This window comes from Streptococcus mitis subsp. hohhotensis (assembly GCF_000722775.1).
Classification (GTDB): Bacteria; Bacillota; Bacilli; order Lactobacillales; family Streptococcaceae; genus Streptococcus; species Streptococcus carlssonii.
Genome location: NZ_JPFZ01000009.1, coordinates 196,238 through 217,006 on the forward strand (window position 1 = coordinate 196,238; position 20,769 = coordinate 217,006).

The following is a 20,769-nucleotide window of genomic DNA, read 5'->3' on the forward strand; positions in this document are numbered from 1 at the left end:
CTTTCTCAGAAAAATCGTTTACATGATATTATCGATGGATTGGGCTATCTTTTGCTCTGTTCTTGTGTTATACTAGATAGGTTGCAAAGAAAACAGTACTTTTCTTTTGTGGAAAAGAAGCAACACGATTTTATATCCAGTATATGAAAATACGTCATAAAAAGAAAAGTATAAACTAAGCCCTATAGGGTGGCTTCGCACCACCTTTAGAAAGAAGAATAACGTGAAATTTAATGAATTAAACTTGTCTGCTGATTTGCTAGCAGAGATTGAAAAAGCTGGTTTTGTAGAAGCCAGTCCTATCCAAGAACAAACCATTCCATTGGCTCTTGAAGGTAAGGACGTTATCGGTCAAGCTCAGACTGGTACAGGAAAAACTGCAGCCTTTGGCTTGCCTACCCTTGAAAAAATCCGTACAGAAGAAGCGACCATCCAAGCTTTGGTTATCGCTCCAACACGTGAACTCGCTGTCCAAAGTCAAGAAGAACTCTTCCGCTTTGGTCGCAGTAAGGGAGTCAAGGTTCGCTCAGTATATGGTGGATCAAGCATTGAAAAACAAATTAAGGCTCTTAAATCTGGTGCCCATATCGTGGTGGGAACACCTGGTCGCCTTTTGGACTTGATTAAACGAAAGGCCTTGAAATTACAAGATATTGAAACTCTTATCCTTGACGAAGCGGATGAAATGCTCAACATGGGCTTCCTTGAAGACATTGAAGCTATCATCTCCCGTGTCCCTGAAAGCCGTCAAACCTTACTTTTCTCAGCAACTATGCCAGATGCCATCAAACGTATCGGCGTTAAGTTTATGAAAGAACCTGAACATGTCAAGATTGCTGCTAAGGAATTGACAACAGAATTGGTTGACCAATACTATATTCGTGTTAAAGAACAAGAAAAATTTGATACCATGACTCGTCTTATGGATGTGGAACAGCCTGAACTTGCTATCGTATTTGGGCGTACAAAACGCCGTGTAGATGAATTGACTCGTGGTTTGAAAATCCGTGGCTTCCGTGCAGAAGGAATTCATGGAGATTTAGACCAAAACAAACGTCTTCGTGTCCTTCGTGACTTTAAAAATGGTAATCTTGATGTTTTGGTTGCGACAGACGTTGCAGCGCGTGGTTTGGATATTTCAGGTGTGACCCATGTCTATAACTACGATATTCCACAAGATCCTGAAAGTTATGTTCACCGTATCGGTCGTACAGGTCGTGCTGGTAAGTCAGGTCAGTCGATTACTTTCGTTTCACCAAATGAAATGGGCTACCTCCAAATCATTGAGAATTTGACCAAGAAACGCATGAAAGGCCTCAAACCTGCAAGTGCAGAAGAAGCCTTCCAAGCTAAAAAACACGTAGCTCTCAAGAAAATTGAACGTGATTTTGCAGATGAGACTATCCGTGCCAACTTTGAGAAATTTGATAAGGATGCTCGTAAGCTAGCTGCCGAATTTACTCCAGAAGAATTGGCAATGTATATCTTGAGTCTGACTGTTCAAGACCCAGATAGTCTTCCTGAAGTGGAGATTGCACGTGAAAAACCACTGCCATTTAAGCCATCAGGTAATGGATTCGGTGGTAAAGCTAAGGGAGGTCGTGGAGGCCGTCGTGGGGATGACCGTCGAGACCGTGATCGCCGTGGCAATGGTCGTCGTGATGATTTCAAAAAAGGAAGTCGTGGCAATGATCGTTTTGATAAGGAAAAACGTTACCGTAAGGATAATAAAAAACCACGCACTACTTCAAGTGAAAAGCAAACAGGCTTTGTTATTCGTAACAAGGGCGATAAATAAGAAAAAGCGGTTCAAAATGAATCGCTTTTTTATATAAGGAGACCAAGGGTGAAAGAAGATGGTGATAGCAAAGGATAGGTGAAATGGAAAGGTATTATCCATCTATCTTATTATGACAATATAATATCAAAAATAAATTAGTTTGTCAATGATAAAAATATATTTTTCTAAAATATTTCAGCTAGTCTAAATTGCAATTAAATAAGCAATTTTCAGATAATAATTGAAAATTCAAGCTTTTTATGTTATAATGATAGCGATTAAATTCGAGGTGAAAAATGGCACATTTATTAGAAAAAACTAGAAAAATTACTTCTATCCTGAAGCGCTCAGAGGAGCAGTTGCAGGAAGAACTTCCATACAATGCGATTACCCGTCAATTGGCAGATATTATTGACTGTAACGCCTGTATCGTCAATAGCAAGGGACGTCTCCTTGGTTATTTCATGCGTTACAAAACCAATACAGATCGTGTAGAGCAGTTCTTCCAAACTAAGATTTTCCCAGATGACTACATTCAAGGTGCGAATATGATCTACGATACAGAAGCCAATCTGACAGTTGATCATGATTTGAGTATTTTCCCTGTAGAGAGTCGTTCGGATTTTCCAGATGGCTTGACAACCATTGCACCGATTCATGTATCAGGTATTCGCCTTGGTTCTTTGATTATTTGGCGCAATGATAAAAAATTCGAAGATGAGGATTTGATCCTTGTTGAGATTGCCAGTACCGTTGTTGGGATTCAGCTTCTTAACTTCCAACGAGAAGAAGATGAGAAAAATATCCGTCGCCGTACTGCCGTCACCATGGCGGTTAATACCCTTTCTTACTCCGAACTCCGTGCTGTTTCAGCAATTTTAGGGGAATTAAATGGAAATGAAGGGCAGTTGACTGCGTCAGTGATTGCAGACCGTATCGGAATCACCCGTTCTGTGATTGTCAATGCCCTTCGTAAACTTGAGTCCGCAGGGATTATTGAAAGTCGCTCACTTGGAATGAAGGGAACCTACCTTAAGGTCTTGATTTCAGATATTTTTGAAGAAGTGAAGAAAAGAGATTACTAATGACTAAGGCTTTAATTTCGATTGATTATACAGAAGATTTTGTTGCTGATAGTGGGAAGCTGACAGCAGGTGCTCCAGCTCAGGCGATTTCGGATGCCATCAGCAAGGTAACTCGATTAGCTTTTGAACGAGGAGATTACATCTTCTTTACCATTGATGCTCACGAAGAAAACGATTGTTTTCATCCAGAAAGTAAACTATTTCCTCCTCATAATTTGATTGGGACTAGTGGACGGAATTTATACGGAGATTTGGGGACCTTTTATCAAGAACATGGTTCAGACAGCCGTGTCTTTTGGATGGATAAACGCCATTACTCAGCTTTTTCAGGGACTGACCTGGATATCCGTTTGAGAGAACGTCGAATTTCTACAGTTATCTTAACAGGAGTCTTGACGGATATTTGTGTCCTGCATACAGCTATAGATGCCTATAATCTAGGATATGATATCGAGATTGTTAAACCAGCTGTTGCTTCCATCTGGCCTGAAAATCATCAATTTGCCCTAGGTCATTTCAAAAATACACTCGGAGCTAAGTTAGTAGATGAAACTCTAAATGAAATTTCAGAGTAATTTGGTTGATGAAATGAAAAAAATTGAAAAAAAGTGTTGACAAGCATCCTAAAAGTTGATATACTAGTAAAGTAATCGACGCGGGGATGGCGGAATTGGCAGACGCGCAGGACTAAGGATCCTGTGACCGCTTTAGGTCGTGAGGGTTCAAGTCCCTCTCTCCGCATAGGATAAGAGTTAGCTTAGGCTAGCTCTCTTTTTATCTAATTCAAGTAGAGCAAAAAATGTTTGCTCTTTGTCAACTGTAGTGGGTTGATGAAAAGCTAAGATCGAGAAAGGACAAATTTCGTCCTTTCTTTTTTGATATTTAGAGCGATGAAAATCCGTTTTTTGAAGTTTTCAAAGTTCCGAAATCCAAAGGCATTGCGCTTGATAAGTTTGATGAGATTATTGGTGGCTTCCAGTTTGGCGTTGGAATAGGGTAGTTGGAGGGCGTTGGCAATTTTCTCTTTATCCTTGAGGAAGGTTTTAAAGACAGTCTGAAAAAGAGGATGAACCTGCTTTAGATTGTCCTCAATGAGCCCGAAAAATTTATCCGGTTCCTTATTCTGAAAGTGAAAAAGCAAGAGTTGATAGAGATGGTAGTGATGTTTCAAGTCCTCTGAATGGCTCAAAAGCATGTCAAGAATCTCTTTATTGGTCAAGTGCGTACGAAAAGTAGGGCGATAAAAACGTTTATCGCTGAGTTTACGACTATCCTGCTGGATGAGCTTCCAGTAGCGCTTGATAGCCTTGTATTCATAGGATTTTCGCTCAAACTGATTCATGATTTGGACACGCACACGACTCATAGCACGACTTAAGTGTTGAACAATGTGAAAGCGATCAAGAACGATTTTAGCACACGGAAAAAGCTGTTTAGCCAAGTCATAGTAAGGGCTAAACATATCCATAGTAATGATTTTGACGCGACATCGGACGGCTCTATCGTATCGAAGAAAGTGATTTCGGATGACAGCCTGTGTTCTACCTTCAAGAACAGTGATGATATTGAGGTTATCAAAATCTTGTGCAATGAAGTTCATTTTTCCCTTTGTAAAGGCATATTCGTCCCAGGACATAATCTTAGGCAGACGAGAAAAATCATGCTTAAAACGGAAGTCATTGAGCTTGCGAATAACAGTTGAAGTTGAAATGGCCAGCTGATGAGCGATATCGGTCATAGAAGACTTTTCAATCAATTTTTGCGCAATTTTTTGGTTGATAATACGAGGGATTTGATGATTCTTCTTGACGAGAGAGGTTTCGGCAACCATCACTTTCGAGCAATGATAGCACTTGAAACGACGCTTTTTCAGAAGAATTCTAGTAGGCATACCAGTCGTTTTGAGGTAAGGAATCTTAGACGGTTTTTGAAAGTCATATTTTTTCATTTGACTTCCACAATAAGGACAAGATGGAGCATCGTAGTCTAGTTTTGCGATGATTTCTTTGTATGTATCCCTATTGATGATATCCATAAATTGGATATTAGGGTCTTTGATATCGAGTAGTTTTGTGATAAAATGTAATTGTTCCATATGATTCTTTCTAATGAGTTGTTTGATCGCTTTTCATTATAGGTCATATGGGACTTTTTTTCTACACAAAATAGGCTCCATAATATCCATAGGGGGTTACCCACTACAAATATTATAGAGCCAAAATTTTTGCTCTTTTTCGTATTTCATAAACATTTCATATTTGGGTTTTATAATAGTCTTACAAATATGGAGGTGACAAATGAATCCAATCCAAAGAGCTTGGGCTTATGTCAGCAGAAAACGACTGAGAAGTTTTATTTTATTTCTGATTTTATTGGTCCTATTGGCCGGAATTTCAGCCTGTTTGACGCTGATGAAGTCCAACAAAACAGTGGAAACCAATCTTTACAAATCACTCAATACATCTTTTTCGATTAAGAAGATAGAAAATGGGCAGACATTCAAGTTGTCAGACCTAGCATCTGTAAGCAAGATTAAGGGACTGGAAAATGTCTCTCCTGAACTCGAGACTATCGCAAAATTAAAAGAAAAGGAAGCAGTGAGTGGCGAGCAGAGCGTTGAACGTGATGATTTGTCAGCTACGGACAAGAACCTGGTTAGCTTAACGGCTCTGGATGATTCATCTAAGGATGTGACCTTTACCAGCTCGGCTTTCAATCTAAAAGAAGGGCGACACCTTCAAAAAGGAGATTCAAAGAAAATTCTCATCCACGAAGAGTTGGCTAAGAAGAACGGTCTTTCGCTTCATGACAAGATTCGCTTGGATGCTGGTCAGTCAGAAGCTGGAAAAGGGCAAACAGTTGAGTTTGAAATTGTCGGCATCTTTTCTGGTAAAAAACAAGAGAAATTCACGGGCTTGTCTTCCGACTTCAGTGAAAACCAGGTCTTTACAGACTATGAAAGTTGCCAAAGCCTTTTGGGAAATAGTGAAGCTCAAGTCAGTGCAGCACGCTTCTATGTAGAAAATCCTAAGGAAATGGACGGACTCATGAAGCAGGTAGAAAACTTGGCCTTGGAAAATCAAGGATATCAAGTTGAGAAGGAGAACAAGGCTTTTGAACAAATCAAAGACTCAGTTGCTACCTTCCAAACCTTTCTGACCATCTTCCTTTATGGGATGTTGATAGCAGGAGCAGGGGCCTTAATTCTTGTTTTGTCTCTCTGGTTGAGAGAAAGGGTCTACGAAGTGGGAATTTTACTGGCACTTGGAAAAGGAAAGAGCTCGATTTTCCTACAATTCTGTTTAGAGGTAGTTTTGGTATCTCTCGGTGCTTTGCTTCCAGCATTTATTGCAGGAAACACAATCACATCTTACCTACTCCAAACACTACTAGCAAGTGGAGATCAGGCAGCCCTACAAGACACTCTAGCTAAAGCAAGCAGTTTATCAACCAGTATCTTATCTTTTGCAGAATCCTATGTTTTTCTAGTTCTGCTTAGTTGCTTATCTGTAGCTCTTTGTTTCCTATTCTTATTTAGAAAATCGCCTAAAGAAATTTTATCATCTATTAGTTAAGAAGGAGAAATCATGACTTTATTACAATTACAAGATGTTACCTACCGTTATAAGAACACTGCTGAGGCAGTCCTATATCAGATCAATTATAATTTTGAACCCGGGAAATTTTACAGTATTATTGGTGAGTCAGGAGCAGGAAAATCCACACTCTTGTCTCTACTGGCTGGTCTAGATAGTCCTGTTGAAGGTTCTATCCTTTTCCAAGGAGAGGACATTCGTAAGAAGGGCTATTCTTATCATCGTATGCACCATATTTCCCTGGTCTTTCAAAATTATAACTTGATAGATTATCTTTCTCCACTGGAAAATATCCGCTTGGTCAATAAAAAGGCAAGTAAGGATACGCTGCTTGAGCTTGGTTTGGATGAAAGTCAGATCAAGCGGAATGTTCTCCAGTTATCAGGTGGTCAACAACAACGTGTTGCCATTGCTCGTAGTTTGGTCTCAGAAGCTCCAGTTATTCTAGCTGATGAACCAACAGGAAATCTAGACCCTAAAACTGCTGGAGATATTGTTGAACTGCTCAAATCACTTGCCCAGAAAACAGGTAAATGTGTGATCGTCGTCACCCACAGCAAAGAAGTGGCACAAGCGTCAGATATTACACTTGAATTGAAGGATAAGAAACTGACTGAAACTCGCAATACTACAAAATAAGATGAGCTTGTTTTGATAGAATTATAAAACAAAATCTAGAAAGGGAACCTATGTTACACAACGCATTTGCCTATGTTACAAGGAAGTTTTTCAAATCGATTGTCATCTTCCTGATTATTCTCCTCATGGCGAGCTTGAGTTTAGTCGGCTTGTCAATCAAGGGTGCAACTACCAGAGCTTCTCAGGAGACTTTTAAAAATATCACCAACAGTTTCTCCATGCAAATCAATCGTCGCGTCAATCAAGGGACGCCACGTGGTGCTGGGAATATTAAGGGTGAGGACATCAAAAAAATCACCGAAAACAAGGCCATTGAGTCTTATGTGAAACGTATCAACGCTATCGGAGATTTGACTGGATATGAACTTATCGAAACGCCAGAAACCAAGAAAAATCTGACACCTGACCGTGCCAAACATTTTGGAAGTAGCTTGATGATTACAGGTGTCAATGACTCTTCTAAAGAAGACAAGTTTGTCTCTGGTTCTTATAAGCTGGTCGAAGGTGAGCACCTAACAAACGACGACAAGGACAAGATCCTCATGCACAAGGACTTGGCAGCCAAACACGGCTGGAAAGTAGGGGACAAGGTCAAACTAGACTCTAATATCTACGATGCAGACAATGAAAAAGGAGCCAAGGAAACAGTCGAAGTGACAATCAAGGGACTCTTTGATGGTCATAATAAGTCAGCAGTAACCTACTCACAAGAACTCTATGAAAATACAGCTATCACAGACATTCACACTGCTGCAAAGCTTTATGGCTACACAGAAGACACAGCTATTTATGGGGACGCAACCTTCTTTGTAACAGCGGACAAGAACTTGGATGATGTTATGAAAGAGTTGAATGGTATCAGTGGCATCAACTGGAAGAGCTATACACTCGTTAAGAGCTCCTCTAACTACCCAGCTCTTGAGCAATCCATCTCTGGTATGTACAAGATGGCTAACCTCCTCTTCTGGGGCAGCTTGAGCTTCTCGGTCCTTCTCCTTGCCCTCTTGCTCAGCCTTTGGATCAATGCCCGTCGCAAGGAAGTGGGTATTCTCCTCTCTATCGGTCTCAAGCAGGCAAGTATCTTGGGTCAATTCATCACTGAATCCATCTTGATTGCCATCCCTGCTCTTGTTTCTGCTTACTTCTTAGCTACTTACACAGCGCGTGCAATCGGAAATACTGTTCTTGCCAATGTCACTTCAGGTGTTGCCAAGCAAGCTAGCAAGGCTGCTCAAGCCTCTAACCTTGGTGGTGGTGCAGAGGTAGATGGCTTTAGCAAGACCTTGTCGAGCCTAGATATTTCCATTCAGACATCAGACTTTATCATCGTCTTTGTCCTTGCCTTGGTTCTAGTGGTTCTCGTTATGGCGCTGGCTTCAAGCAATCTCCTAAGAAAACAACCAAAAGAGCTCTTGCTGGATAGTGAATAAATTTGAAAAAATTAGTCTAAAATAGAGACTACATCTTATTTTTCTATTCAAGAATGGTGGATAGAGAATGGCTATTTAACAATTCAAAATAGAGCCGAAAGCAGTGGTAAAAATCATTGCTTTCAGTTGCTTTCTTTGTACTTTTGATGGTTGATGTGATATACTAAAATCGTTGAATTCAGTGGAAGGATAATTTGCAATTTCTATATTCAAATATGCATAAAAATTTATCCATAATTTGTTTTTAAATAAATAGAAAACTTGTAGACACCTATCCATACTGCAAAGGTAGATGAGCCTGCTGTGGCTGACTTTGCCTTTTACAAATATAAAATAGTGAGGAAAACAATGAGACAAACAAATGTTAGAGGGACATTATCCCTACGTGGCTTTAGAAAATTGAGAACCGGTGCAATTGTTGCGACAGGTGTGATTTTATTGGGGCTGGGCTTTTTAGCTCCAACTGTTTCAGCTAATGAACAAGATGGTGTTTGGGTAGCCAGAACAGTTGCAGAAGTAAAAGCTGATATTCAAAATATAAACAATTTGTCACACTACACAATTAAGTGGGGAGATACACTAAGTGCTATTAGTGGAGCAACGGGGCTATCTGTTGATAGTTTGGTTGAGATAAATCGTATTGCAAATAGAGATTTGATTTTTGCTAATAATAAATTGTATTTTAGCGAAGAAGCTTTTCTAAAAGATGGAAATACAGAAGTCAAAAGACAGCGAGTGTCGATTGATAATTCTGGTAGCTGTCAAAGTTATGAAATTGAAACAAAGACAGATATTGTGACTGGGGAGCAAAGGACTACTGTTAAACAAACGACACCAGTAGTTGTGGAAACACCAGCAGTATCAGTACCGAAATCAGAAACCTCAGTCTCAGTTGCGCCAAAAGCGGAAGAGCCAGCAACACCGGCACCGAAAGAAGAGAAGCCAGCAACACCAGCGCCAAAAGTGGAAGAGCCAGCGACTCCAGCACCAAAAGCGGAAGAGCCAGCGACACCGGCACCGAAAGAAGAGAAGCCAGCAACACCAGCGCCAAAAGTGGAAGAGCCAGCGGCACCAGCGCCAAAAGCAGACGAGCCAGTGACACCAGCGCCAAAATCAGAAGAGCCAACGACACCAGCACCGAAAGTGGAGGAGCTAGCGGCTCCAGCACCGAAAGCAGAAGAACCAGCGACACCCGCACCAAAAGTGGAGGAGCCAGCGACACCAGCACCGAAAGCAGAAGAACCAGCGACTCCAACACCAAAAGCGGAAGAACCAGCGTCTCCAGCACCGAAAGCAGAAGAACCAGCTACACCGGCACCAAAAGTGGAAGAACCAGCTACACCAGCACCAAAAGTAGAGGAGCCAGCGGCACCAGCTCCAAAAGCAGACGAGCCAGTGACACCAGCGCCAAAATCAGAAGAACCAGTGACTCCAGTGCCAAAATCAGAAGAACCAGCGACTCCAGCACCAAAAGTGGAGGAGCCAGCTACACCGGCACCAAAAGTAGAGGAACCAGCGACTCCAGCACCAAAATCAGAAGAACCAGCGTCTTCAGCGCCAAAAGTAGATGATCCAGCTACACCGGCGCCGAAAACAGAAGAACCAGCGTCTTCAGCACCAAAAGTAGATGATCCAGCTACACCCGCACCAAAAGTAGATGATCCAGCTACACCGGCGCCGAAAACAGAAGAACCAGCGTCTTCAGCGCCAAAAGTAGAGGAGCCAGCTACACCGGCGCCGAAAACAGAAGAACCAGCGTCTTCAGCACCAAAAGTAGATGATCCAGCTACACCGGCGCCAAAAACAGAAGAACCAGCTGCACCCGCACCGAAAGCAGAGGAGCCAGTGGCACCCGCACCAAAAGCAGAGGAATCGGCGGTGCCAGCACCAAAGGTGGGTGAGTCAGTATCTCCAGCACCGGTAACCCCAAGTGAAGAAACACCGGTTGCCTCAGGTGAGTCCAATTCTACTACACAGCCAGCTGGAGAAACAGGTAAATCTGAAACAACTGCAGAACCTTCCAATACTCCATCTGCAGATGCTACAAATGAATCAGGGAATTCAGAGTCATCAAGTTCAGTAACAGATGATACTACTTCAAATGTGGAAACTACAGAACAACCTGAAACTTCAGCTCCAAAAACCGAAGCACCAGCGCCAAAAGTAGATGATCCAGCGACTCCAGAACCGAAAACTGAAGAAGAAAAGTTATTAGAGGAAACTAAACAGGATAGCATAAGAGAAAATATTGACGCAGTTGTTAATATTAAATTAGCGGAAATTGAAAAGATTGAGAATTCAGATGAAAAAGAAAAATTAAAAGCAAAATTATATGAGTTAAGAAAGAATGCAGTAGATGACATTAAAAATGCTAAAGATGAAGAAGAGGCATTAATACTTACAGAAAAACATCAAAATATAATTAATTCTCTTGAAATATCTGGTGAAAAATATACAAAACCAAATTTTGATAAAGATAATTTATCAAATGGACGTAATGATGGAACTACGATTGAAGGTGGTAGTACAGCAATAGGACATGGTTCAGGAGAAGCACCTTCAGGAGCAACGCAACCAGCCTCAGCAGAAGGGACAGATAACTCATCAGCACCAACAGCACAACCACAACCAGAAACAACATCATCAGGGACTTCAAGTTTTAGAAATGCTCCATCAGTTCAAGCAAGAGCAAGAAGAGTAGCACGTTCAACATCAGAACCAGATGGAACTGTAAATATCAGCTATAACTTCGCTGAAATGCCAGATATTCATGGTTTCCTATCTGACCCAGGAGAAGATAACACTGTTACAATTCCTGCTGGAACGAGTGAAGCACAGGCAAAAGAATTAGTAAAAGAAAAAATTCAAGCCAAGATAAAAGACCTAGCTGCTAGAGGGTATTATGTGAAAAATGACATTATTTTTGAACAAGATACTACTGTGAAAAATTATAACTACGTTGTCACATTCACTAAGGAGGCTACAGGAACTTCAGGTTTCAGAATGGCTCCAGCAGTTCAACCACGCGCTAGCAGAAATCGTAGAAGTCTAGAACAGCCAGCTCCTCAAAAGGTCAAAGTAAATGTATTTTATAACTTTGATAAAATGAAAGATATTGCAGGTTTCCTAGGAGATATCAATGGAACTTCTCTTGAAATTGCGGAAGGTTTATCAAATGAACAGGTTAAAGCAGCTGTCAAGAGCCAAGTTGATGCTAAGAAAGAAGAGTTGAGCAAACGTGGCTATACTTTCAAAGAGGACTATGTCTATCAAGCTAATGGGAAAGATTATAATTACGTCGTTACATTCACTAAGGAGGCTACAGGAACTTCAGGGTTCAGAATGGCTCCAGCAGTTCAACCACGCGCTAGCAGAAATCGTAGAAGTCTAGAACAGCCAGCTCCTCAAAAGGTCAAAGTCAATGTTTTTTATAACTTTGATAAAATGAAAGATATTGCAGGTTTTCTAGGAGATATCAATGGAACTTCTCTTGAAATTGCGGAAGGTTCAACAAATGAACAGGTGAAAGCAGCGGTCAAGAGCCAAGTTGATGCTAAGAAAGAAGAGTTGAGCAAACGAGGCTATACTTTAAAAGAGGACTATGTATATCAATCTAATGGGAAAGATTATAACTACGTTGTAACATTTTCAAAAGCAGCTAAATAATTTTCATTCTATAGAGAGTGAAATGCAAGCAGAGAGAGCGATAGGCTCTCTTTGTTTTATCTAGTGGTCAGTTGCTTACAGACAAAAGGCCAGTAAGAGGCTATAATAGAAAATAGAGTAGGTATTTATTCTAATACTCTTCGAAAATCTCTTCAAACCACGTCAGCGTCGCCTTACCGTAGGTATGGTTACTGACTTCGTCAGTTCTATCCACAACCTCAAAACAGTGTTTTGAGCTGACTTCGTCAGTTCTATCCACAACCTCAAAACAGTGTTTTGAGCTGACTTTGTCACTTCTATCTACAACCTCAAAGCAGTGCTTTGAGCAACCTGCGGCTAGCTTCCTAGTTTGCTTTTTGATTTTCATTGAGTATAAGAAAAATAAAAAATAGAGAGCAGTTAAAGTATGAAAATTTTAATTGTAGAAGATGAAGAGATGATCCGAGAGGGGATCAGCGATTATTTGACGGATTGTGGCTATGAAACCATTGAGGCGGCAGATGGGCAAGAAGCTTTAGAAAAATTTTCTAGCTATGAGGTAGCCTTGGTTTTACTGGATATCCAGATGCCTAAGCTCAATGGTCTAGAAGTCCTAGCTGAGATTCGCAAAACCAGCCAGGTTCCTGTCTTGATGCTGACCGCCTTTCAGGATGAAGAATACAAGATGAGTGCCTTTGCTTCGCTAGCAGATGGCTATCTGGAAAAGCCCTTCTCCCTCTCCCTCTTAAAAGTGAGGGTGGACGCGATTTTCAAGCGCTATTATGATATGGGACGAGTCTTCTCCTATAAGGATGCCAAGGTGGATTTTGAGAGCTACAGTGCCAGCCTTGCAGGTCAAGAAGTAGCCATTAATGCCAAAGAGTTGGAAATTCTGGACTATCTGGTAAAAAATGAAGGAAGAGCCTTGACTCGATCTCAGATAATCGATGCCGTCTGGAAAGCGACAGATGAGGTTCCCTTTGACCGTGTCATTGATGTTTATATCAAGGAACTGCGGAAAAAGCTAGACTTGGATTGTATCCTCACTGTGCGCAATGTTGGTTATAAATTGGAGCGAAAATGAAACGAACAGGTTTATTTACAAAGATATTTATATATACCTTCTCGATTTTTAGTGTTCTGGTTATTTGCCTTCATTTGGCTATTTATTTTCTTTTTCCGTCTACTTATCTGAGCCATCGTCAGGAAACCATTGGTCAGAAAGCGACAGCCATTGCCCAGTCCCTAGAAGGGAAGGATAGGCAGATCATCGAGCAAGTCTTAGACCTATATTCCCAGACTAGTGATATCAAGGGGGCTGTCAAGGGAGAGATGACCGAGGACAAGTTAGAAGTCAAGGACAGTCTTCCTCTGGACACAGACCGCCAGACTACCTCGCTTTTTATTGAGGAACGGGAGGTGAAAACGCAAGACGGTGGCACCATGACTCTCCAGTTTCTAGTTTCCATGGACTTGCAAAAGGAAGCAGAGCAGATTAGTCTTCAATTTCTTCCCTATACCTTGCTGGCATCCTTTCTGATTTCACTTTTGGTGGCTTACATCTATGCTCGGACCATTGTTGCCCCGATTTTGGAAATCAAGCGGGTGACCCGACGGATGATGGATTTGGATGCCAAAGTGCGATTGCGCGTGGATTCTAAGGATGAGATTGGTGATCTCAAGGAACAAATCAATAGCCTCTACCAGCATCTTTTGACTGTCATTGCGGACTTGCATGACAAGAATGAAGCTATTCTCCAGCTGGAAAAGATGAAGGTCGAATTCCTACGAGGGGCTTCTCATGAATTGAAAACACCACTGGCTAGTTTGAAAATCCTGATCGAAAACATGAAAGAAAATGTCGGTCGCTATAAGGATAGAGACCACTATCTGGGAGTTGCCTTGGGAATTGTGGATGAGCTTAATCACCACGTTCTCCAGATACTTTCTCTCTCGTCTGTGCAGGAATTACGAGATGATAGGGAACAAATTGACCTACACCAGATGACGCAAAGTCTGGTTAAGGATTATGCCTTGCTAGCCAAGGAAAGAGAGCTTCAGATTGATAATAGCTTGTCCCATCAGCAGGCTTATCTAAATCCATCAGTTATGAAGTTGATTCTTTCTAACCTCATCAGCAATGCTATTAAGCACTCTGTTCCAGGCGGCTTAGTTGGCATTGGAGAAAGAGAAGGGGAACTTTTTATAGAAAATAGCTGTAGTCTTGAGGAACAAGAAAAACTAGCCCAGTCTTTTTCTGACAATGCTAGTCGCAAGGTCAAGGGGGCTGGTATGGGGCTCTTTGTGGTTAAGAGTCTATTAGAACATGAAAAATTACCCTATCGTTTCGAGATGGCGGAGAATCTTTTAACCTTCTACATAGCTTTTCCAAAAGTCGCCCAAGACTAGGGATAGAAAGGGTTTACATAGAGGAAGCTAGAAGAAATTCAATCGAAACTGCGGGAAAAACTAGATTTTTTTGTCAAAAAGTGATAAAATGAACAATGTAAATGGGATGACCCATAAAAATATACAGGAGGCCTGATAAAATGGCAATCGTTTCAGCAGAAAAATTTGTCCAAGCAGCTCGTGACAACGGTTATGCAGTTGGTGGATTTAACACAAACAACCTTGAGTGGACTCAAGCTATCTTGCGCGCAGCAGAAGCTAAAAAAGCTCCAGTTTTGATCCAAACTTCAATGGGTGCTGCTAAATACATGGGTGGTTACAAAGTTGCTCGCAACTTGATCGCTAACCTTGTTGAATCAATGGGTATCACTGTACCAGTAGCTATCCACCTTGACCACGGTCACTATGAAGATGCACTTGAGTGTATCCGAGTTGGTTATACTTCAGTTATGTTTGATGGTTCACACCTTCCAGTTGAAGAAAACCTTGAAAAAGCTCGTAAAGTTGTAGAATTTGCTCATGCAAATGGTGTATCAGTAGAAGCTGAAGTTGGTACTATCGGTGGTGAAGAAGACGGAATCATCGGTGATGGTGAATTGGCTCCAATCGAAGACGCTAAAGCAATGGTTGAAACTGGTATCGACTTCTTGGCAGCTGGTATCGGTAACATCCACGGTCCTTACCCAGAAAACTGGAAAGGTCTTCACCTTGATCACTTGCAAAAATTGACTGAAGCTGTTCCAGGATTCCCAATCGTATTGCACGGTGGATCAGGTATTCCTGATGAGCAAATCCAAGCAGCTATCAAACTTGGTGTTGCGAAAGTTAACGTTAACACTGAATGCCAAATCGCATTCGCTAACGCAACTCGTAAATTTGCTCGTGACTACGAAGCAAACGAAGCAGAATACGACAAGAAAAAACTCTTCGACCCACGTAAATTCTTGGCTGACGGTGTAAAAGCTATCCAAGCATCAGTTGAAGAACGTATCGACGTATTCGGTTCAGAAGGTAAAGCTTAATCTAGCTGAATAATATAGAATAGAAACCTGCCCATTGGGTGGGTTTTTTGGTGTTTTAAGGGAACTATTATTTCTGTTTTAAACTAGAGGAAATTATTTTTTATAGAATATGATACTTGTAAAAAATCAATTTGAGGAGACAAGATGTTAAATCTTCCTATTCGTTCCATTGTATTCATTTTATGCGATTGAGATATTTGAATTATGTTAGTCACCATTTTATATAGGTGTTGATATAATTTAGACGATTCTATGAAATTAATTAGGATTAAGTTGGAGAGTTGCTCAATAAGTTCATGTAATTATGGAAATAGTTTTTAATATTTACTTATTAGGAAATGACCTTGAACTGCTTCTCCGTTTACGAACTCTATATGTAGATTTTTTATGAAGTTGGTAAGCTATTGACAGCAATTCTTTTTCATTATAAACTAATAATAATCAAAAAAATCGTTAACATTGGAAATGGAGTTTATTATGTCTGATTGTATTGTTGTAAATGATGAATTATATGTTATTTATCCTAATTATAGAACGTATACTCTTGATGCGGAGTATTGTTCAAGATATACATATTATCTTAAAAAAGGGAATTACTTTTTCTTGAATAATAATGGAAAATTAGTTGATTCGAATGAGGATGTAGAGGATAGAATTGCATATAAGATTGGAAAACTAGAGGGGAATTATTATTGTTTTGACAATGAGATTTTTGATTTACAACATAAATTTAGAATAGACGTTAGCCTAATTGATAATTTAAAGCATAAACATTTTTTAAAATATCCTTCACAGTTATCTATTCTAAAGAAAATTGATAGTTTGATAAATGAGGATTTTTATATTTTACCTGATGATACGATAAATGAAGAAGTTAGTTCAATCAGTTGGACAGAATATAACAATCTTGTTGCTTCATTTCCAACAACAACAACAGTAAAACATTATATTGATAAATTGGTAGCTGAAAAAATTGAAGGCTTCTTTGAGTTAAAAAAGAGCTATGATGATGAGTTTGAAAAACATCTCCAAAAAACAACTAGAATTCCCTCTTCTAACACACTATTCTCACCCAAAATAGATTATGAAGTCACTCAAGCAGAAATAAACAAATTTACTCATGCACTTTCTTTGCTAAAGGACATACTTGAAGAGGAAATTATAAGTGAAAAAGAGTGGCAGAATAAAATTTTAGATATTCTGTTACTGATATATCCCCAGTATCAAATTATAATCGATGAGGTAGGATTAAGTAATCGTAGAAGGGTTGATTTTGTTTTAGTTGACCTATTTAATAATATTGATATTGTAGAGATAAAGACTCCAGAAAAGAGATTATTAAAAAAATCAAAATATAGAGACCACTATGTTCCATCGCATGAATTTACTGGTACAGCTATGCAGATTGAGTATTATTTACGAGAGTTACATGAAAATTCAAGTGCTAACGTGCAAAAAATCAAACATAAGTTACTAGAGAAGGGTTTTAATAGTGAGGTTAAGATAAATAATGTTAAAGGGATTATTATTATGGGCCGAACAAATGGATTCAATGTAGAACAACAAGAAACATATCGGATTATGAAAAATCAGTATTCCAATATTATTAATATTATTAGTTATGATGAACTACTTGATATGTTAGAAAGAATTTTGGAACGCTTCAAAAAAAATGGTATTTCAAACAAATAGAATTAAGCATAATGTGACAAACCAAAAATAAATTTTACTCTCATTTTATACTCTTTTCAAAGAACAAAGAGTAATACTTAAGAAGCTTTCCTATATGATACGTTTGAATAAAAATCTATTTAAAGTGTTTTCGGTGTGCTAGGAAATACAGAGAGTTAATCAGCTATGTTCAGAAGGTAAAGCATAATCTAGCTGAATAATACAGATGAAACCTGCCCATTGGGTGGGTTTTTTTGGTGTTTTAAGGAGACTATTAAGCCAGAATTTTGGACTAATACTCTTCGAAAATCTCTTCAAACCACGTCAGCTTCGCCTTGCCGTATGTATGGTTACTGACTTCGTCAGTTCTATCCACAACCTCAAAACAGTGTTTTGAGCTGACTTCGTCAGTTCCATCTACAACCTCAAAACAGTGTTTTGAGCAACCTACGGCTAGCTTCCTAGTTTGCTCTTTGATTTTTATTGAGTATAAAAATACCACTTTAAGAGAAAAATTTTCAATTTCACAAATTTTAAGCAAACGCTTGCATTCTAGTTTTTATTGGATTATAATAGGTTGGTATAAAGCATTTTGTAATAATAAAATGTAGAAGGTGTAGAAAGTAAGGATTTAGAATACTTGTGTTTGAAAATACGATTTTCTATTCCTTACCATAGGGAGAGATTTATGGCAATGATAGAAGTGGAACATCTTCAGAAAAATTTTGTGAAGACTGTTAAGGAACCGGGCTTGAAGGGGGCTTTGCGCTCCTTTATTCATCCTGAAAAGCAGACCTTTGAAGCGGTCAAGGATTTGACCTTTGAGGTCCCAAAGGGGCAGATTTTAGGCTTCATCGGGGCTAATGGTGCTGGGAAGTCGACAACCATTAAAATGCTGACTGGGATTTTGAAACCGACATCTGGTTTTTGTCGGATTAACGGCAAGATTCCTCAGGATAATCGTCAAGATTATGTCAAAGATATTGGCGTAGTCTTTGGACAACGCACCCAGCTATGGTGGGATTTGGCCCTGCAAGAGACCTACACAGTCTTGAAGGAGATTTACGATGTTCCAGACTCGCTCTTTCATAAGCGCATGGATTTTTTGAATGAAGTCTTGGATTTGAAGGACTTTATCAAGGATCCCGTACGGACTCTTTCACTAGGACAGCGCATGCGGGCGGATATTGCAGCTTCCTTGCTCCACAATCCCAAGGTTCTCTTTTTAGATGAGCCGACCATTGGTTTGGACGTTTCGGTCAAGGATAACATTCGTCGGGCTATTACTCAGATCAATCAGGAGGAAGAAACAACCATTCTTTTGACTACTCACGACCTGAGCGACATTGAGCAACTCTGTGATCGAATTTTTATGATTGATAAGGGGCAAGAGATTTTTGATGGAACGGTGAGCCAACTCAAGGAGACCTTTGGTAAGATGAAGACTCTCTCCTTTGAACTGCTACCAGGTCAAAGTCATCTCCTTTCTCACTATGAAGGCTTTTCGGATATGACAATTGATAGACAGGGGAATAGCCTCAACATTGAGTTTGATAGTTCTCGCTACCAATCAGCTGATATTATTAAGCAAACCCTGTCTGATTTTGAAATCCGCGATTTGAAAATGGTGGATACAGATATCGAGGATATTATCCGCCGCTTCTACCGAAAGGAGCTCTAAGATGGTCAAATTGTGGAGACGTTATAAACCCTTTATCAATGCAGGTGTTCAGGAGTTGATTACCTATCGAGTCAACTTTATTCTCTATCGGATTGGGGATGTCATGGGGGCTTTTGTAGCCTTTTATCTCTGGAAGGCAGTCTTTGATTCCTCCCAGGAGTCTTTAATTCAGGGCTTCAGTATGGCGGATATCACCCTCTACATCATTATGAGTTTTGTGACCAATCTTCTTACTAGGTCAGATTCTTCTTTTATGATTGGGGAGGAGGTCAAGGATGGTTCCATTATCATGCGTTTGTTGAGACCAGTGCATTTTGCGGCTTCTTACCTCTTTACCGAGCTTGGTTCCAAGTGGTTGATTTTTATCTCTGTTGGTCTTCCATTTTTAAGTGTCATTGTTTTGATGAAAATCTTATCTGGGCAAGGGATTGCAGAAGTGCTGGGATTAACTGTCCTTTATCTTTTTAGCTTAACGCTGGCCTATCTGATTAACTTTTTCTTTAATATCTGTTTTGGATTTTCTGCCTTTGTGTTTAAAAATCTATGGGGTTCCAATCTCCTCAAGACTTCCTTGGTGGCTTTTATGTCTGGAAGTTTGATTCCCTTGGCTTTCTTTCCAAAGGTTGTTTCAGATATTCTGTCCTTCCTGCCTTTTTCATCCTTGATTTACACTCCGGTAATGATTATTGTTGGGAAATACGATGCTAATCAGATGCTTCAGGCACTCCTTTTGCAGTTCTTCTGGCTCTTAGTGATGGTGGGCTTGTCTCAGTTGATTTGGAAACGAGTCCAGTCATTTATCACCATTCAAGGAGGTTAGTATGAAAAAATATCAACGCATGCATCTGATTTTTATTAGACAATACATCAAGCAAATCATGGAATACAAGGTGGATTTTGTAGTTGGTGTCCTGGGAGTTTTTCTGACCCAAGGTTTGAATCTCTTGTTTCTCAATGTCATCTTTCAACACATCCCATCACTAGAAGGTTGGAGCTTTCAAGAAATCGCCTTTATATATGGTTTTTCCTTGATTCCCAAGGGCTTGGACCATCTCTTTTTTGACAATCTCTGGGCACTGGGCCAACGCCTAGTGCGAAAAGGAGAATTTGACAAATACCTGACTCGTCCTATCAATCCTCTCTTTCATATCCTAGTTGAGACCTTTCAGATTGATGCCTTGGGTGAACTCTTAGTCGGTGGTATTTTATTGGGAACAACCGTGACCAGTATTGCTTGGACTCTTCCAAAATTCCTGCTTTTTCTAGTTTGTATTCCTTTTGCGACCTTGATTTATACTTCCTTGAAAATCGCGACAGCTAGTATCGCTTTTTGGACCAAACAGTCAGGCGCCATGATTTACATTTTTTATATGTTTAATGATTTTGCCAAGTATCCCATTTCCATTTACAATTCATTTCTTCGTTGGTTGATTAGCTTTATCGTGCCTTTTGCCTTTACGGCCTACTATCCTGCCAGCTATTTCTTGCAGGACAAGGATGTAATCTTTAACATCGGAGGTTTGATTTTGATTTCCCTTGCTTTCTTTGTCATTTCCCTTAAACTCTGGGATAGGGGCTTGGATTCTTACGAAAGTGCTGGGTCCTAAGATGAATAAACTTAAAGCCTTGTCTTATGACAGGCTTTTTTAAATAGAGATGAAAATTCCTTGACATCTATTCTCAGAGTGCTATACTGTAAGTGTAATAGCCGATTTAGCTCAGTTGGTAGAGCAAGGCACTCGTAAAGCCTAGGTCACAGGTTCAATCCCTGCAATCGGCAAAGTGAAGGAACTCATTCTACTGGGTTTCTT

The 20,769-nt window shown here is 40.0% G+C and carries 17 protein-coding genes and 2 tRNA genes; 16 read left to right on the top strand and 3 right to left on the bottom strand.

Annotation, left to right across the window (positions count from 1 at the left end; translation table 11 throughout):
* Window positions 1-223: 223 nt before the first annotated feature.
* From cshA to SK608_RS03720, 4 genes are all read left to right on the top strand, one after another.
* Window positions 224-1,798, top strand: a complete 1,575-nt coding sequence (gene cshA, locus SK608_RS03705) for a degradosome RNA helicase CshA (protein ID WP_033676696.1) — start codon at window positions 224-226, stop codon at window positions 1,796-1,798.
* A gap of 278 nt (window positions 1,799-2,076) precedes the next feature.
* Window positions 2,077-2,865: a GTP-sensing pleiotropic transcriptional regulator CodY gene (gene codY, locus SK608_RS03710; protein WP_000940740.1), complete on the top strand. Its 789-nt coding sequence runs from the start codon at window positions 2,077-2,079 to the stop codon at window positions 2,863-2,865.
* Complete coding sequence (locus SK608_RS03715; RefSeq protein WP_033676698.1) at window positions 2,865-3,440, top strand: cysteine hydrolase family protein; 576 nt, start codon at window positions 2,865-2,867, stop codon at window positions 3,438-3,440. The genes codY and SK608_RS03715 overlap by 1 nt, the downstream gene beginning before the upstream one ends.
* An 80-nt stretch (window positions 3,441-3,520) precedes the next feature.
* A tRNA-Leu gene (locus tag SK608_RS03720) sits at window positions 3,521-3,606 on the top strand.
* Window positions 3,607-3,703: 97 nt separating this feature from the next.
* On the opposite strand, the gene SK608_RS03725 is transcribed toward SK608_RS03720, so the two are convergent.
* On the bottom strand, window positions 3,704-4,960 hold the full coding sequence (locus SK608_RS03725) for an ISL3 family transposase (RefSeq protein WP_033676700.1): 1,257 nt from the start codon (window positions 4,958-4,960) through the stop codon (window positions 3,704-3,706).
* Between the two features lie 202 nt (window positions 4,961-5,162).
* On the opposite strand from SK608_RS03725, the gene SK608_RS03730 reads away from it, so the two are divergent.
* The 4 genes from SK608_RS03730 (at window position 5,163) to SK608_RS03745 (ending at window position 12,196) form a co-directional block, all read left to right on the top strand.
* On the top strand, window positions 5,163-6,440 hold the full coding sequence (locus SK608_RS03730) for an ABC transporter permease (RefSeq protein WP_033676702.1): 1,278 nt from the start codon (window positions 5,163-5,165) through the stop codon (window positions 6,438-6,440).
* 12 nt (window positions 6,441-6,452) lie between these two features.
* Window positions 6,453-7,100, top strand: coding sequence for an ABC transporter ATP-binding subunit Vex2 (vex2, locus tag SK608_RS03735; protein WP_000173751.1), 648 nt, complete (start codon window positions 6,453-6,455; stop codon window positions 7,098-7,100).
* Between the two features lie 50 nt (window positions 7,101-7,150).
* Window positions 7,151-8,530, top strand: coding sequence for an ABC transporter permease subunit Vex3 (gene vex3 / locus SK608_RS03740; protein ID WP_000903008.1), 1,380 nt, complete (start codon window positions 7,151-7,153; stop codon window positions 8,528-8,530).
* A gap of 348 nt (window positions 8,531-8,878) precedes the next feature.
* The gene (locus tag SK608_RS03745; RefSeq protein WP_033676705.1) at window positions 8,879-12,196 is read left to right on the top strand and encodes a LysM peptidoglycan-binding domain-containing protein; all 3,318 of its coding nucleotides are present in this window, start codon (window positions 8,879-8,881) and stop codon (window positions 12,194-12,196) included.
* 130 nt (window positions 12,197-12,326) lie between these two features.
* Here the strand turns inward: SK608_RS03745 and SK608_RS11645 are convergent, their stop codons facing one another.
* Window positions 12,327-12,563 (bottom strand): hypothetical protein, encoded by a 237-nt coding sequence (locus SK608_RS11645; RefSeq protein ID WP_033676707.1) that lies wholly within the window; start codon window positions 12,561-12,563, stop codon window positions 12,327-12,329.
* A gap of 39 nt (window positions 12,564-12,602) precedes the next feature.
* On the opposite strand from SK608_RS11645, the gene vncR reads away from it, so the two are divergent.
* The 4 genes from vncR to SK608_RS03770 all read left to right on the top strand — a co-directional run bounded on the left by vncR (window position 12,603) and on the right by SK608_RS03770 (window position 17,298).
* Complete coding sequence (gene vncR, locus SK608_RS03755) at window positions 12,603-13,259, top strand: response regulator transcription factor VncR (protein ID WP_033676708.1); 657 nt, start codon at window positions 12,603-12,605, stop codon at window positions 13,257-13,259.
* Window positions 13,256-14,584, top strand: a complete 1,329-nt coding sequence (vncS, locus tag SK608_RS03760; RefSeq protein WP_033676710.1) for a sensor histidine kinase VncS — start codon at window positions 13,256-13,258, stop codon at window positions 14,582-14,584. The genes vncR and vncS overlap by 4 nt, the downstream gene beginning before the upstream one ends.
* A 140-nt stretch (window positions 14,585-14,724) precedes the next feature.
* A complete protein-coding gene (locus SK608_RS03765; RefSeq protein ID WP_001019006.1) occupies window positions 14,725-15,606 on the top strand; it encodes a class II fructose-bisphosphate aldolase in 882 nt (293 codons plus the stop codon).
* 477 nt (window positions 15,607-16,083) lie between these two features.
* Window positions 16,084-17,298, top strand: coding sequence for a Shedu immune nuclease family protein (locus SK608_RS03770; protein ID WP_033676713.1), 1,215 nt, complete (start codon window positions 16,084-16,086; stop codon window positions 17,296-17,298).
* Window positions 17,299-17,569: 271 nt separating this feature from the next.
* On the opposite strand, the gene SK608_RS03775 is transcribed toward SK608_RS03770, so the two are convergent.
* On the bottom strand, window positions 17,570-17,779 hold the full coding sequence (locus tag SK608_RS03775) for a hypothetical protein (protein WP_200872049.1): 210 nt from the start codon (window positions 17,777-17,779) through the stop codon (window positions 17,570-17,572).
* Window positions 17,780-17,965: 186 nt separating this feature from the next.
* Here SK608_RS03775 and SK608_RS03780 point away from each other — a divergent pair, with 186 nt between their 5' ends.
* The 4 genes from SK608_RS03780 (at window position 17,966) to SK608_RS03795 (ending at window position 20,738) form a co-directional block, all read left to right on the top strand.
* Entirely contained in the window at window positions 17,966-18,958 is a 993-nt protein-coding gene (locus SK608_RS03780) for an ABC transporter ATP-binding protein (protein WP_001240787.1), read from the top strand.
* Between the two features lies 1 nt (window position 18,959).
* Entirely contained in the window at window positions 18,960-19,778 is an 819-nt protein-coding gene (locus tag SK608_RS03785; RefSeq protein ID WP_033676716.1) for an ABC transporter permease, read from the top strand.
* Between the two features lies 1 nt (window position 19,779).
* A complete protein-coding gene (locus tag SK608_RS03790; protein ID WP_033676718.1) occupies window positions 19,780-20,565 on the top strand; it encodes an ABC transporter permease in 786 nt (261 codons plus the stop codon).
* Between the two features lie 100 nt (window positions 20,566-20,665).
* Window positions 20,666-20,738: transfer RNA gene (locus tag SK608_RS03795), tRNA-Thr, on the top strand.
* Window positions 20,739-20,769: the final 31 nt, after the last annotated feature.

Bases quoted from the DNA above. Each gene is read 5' to 3' on its own strand.
- codY (WP_000940740.1), top strand. From the start codon at position 2,077: ATGGCACATTTATTAGAAAAAACTAGAAAAATTACTTCTATCCTGAAG.
- SK608_RS03715 (WP_033676698.1), top strand. From the start codon at position 2,865: ATGACTAAGGCTTTAATTTCGATTGATTATACAGAAGATTTTGTTGCT.
- SK608_RS03725 (WP_033676700.1), bottom strand. From the start codon at position 4,960: ATGGAACAATTACATTTTATCACAAAACTACTCGATATCAAAGACCCT.
- SK608_RS03730 (WP_033676702.1), top strand. From the start codon at position 5,163: ATGAATCCAATCCAAAGAGCTTGGGCTTATGTCAGCAGAAAACGACTG.
- vex2 (WP_000173751.1), top strand. From the start codon at position 6,453: ATGACTTTATTACAATTACAAGATGTTACCTACCGTTATAAGAACACT.
- vex3 (WP_000903008.1), top strand. From the start codon at position 7,151: ATGTTACACAACGCATTTGCCTATGTTACAAGGAAGTTTTTCAAATCG.
- SK608_RS03745 (WP_033676705.1), top strand. From the start codon at position 8,879: ATGAGACAAACAAATGTTAGAGGGACATTATCCCTACGTGGCTTTAGA.
- SK608_RS11645 (WP_033676707.1), bottom strand. From the start codon at position 12,563: ATGAAAATCAAAAAGCAAACTAGGAAGCTAGCCGCAGGTTGCTCAAAG.
- vncR (WP_033676708.1), top strand. From the start codon at position 12,603: ATGAAAATTTTAATTGTAGAAGATGAAGAGATGATCCGAGAGGGGATC.
- vncS (WP_033676710.1), top strand. From the start codon at position 13,256: ATGAAACGAACAGGTTTATTTACAAAGATATTTATATATACCTTCTCG.
- SK608_RS03765 (WP_001019006.1), top strand. From the start codon at position 14,725: ATGGCAATCGTTTCAGCAGAAAAATTTGTCCAAGCAGCTCGTGACAAC.
- SK608_RS03770 (WP_033676713.1), top strand. From the start codon at position 16,084: ATGTCTGATTGTATTGTTGTAAATGATGAATTATATGTTATTTATCCT.
- SK608_RS03780 (WP_001240787.1), top strand. From the start codon at position 17,966: ATGGCAATGATAGAAGTGGAACATCTTCAGAAAAATTTTGTGAAGACT.
- SK608_RS03785 (WP_033676716.1), top strand. From the start codon at position 18,960: ATGGTCAAATTGTGGAGACGTTATAAACCCTTTATCAATGCAGGTGTT.
- SK608_RS03790 (WP_033676718.1), top strand. From the start codon at position 19,780: ATGAAAAAATATCAACGCATGCATCTGATTTTTATTAGACAATACATC.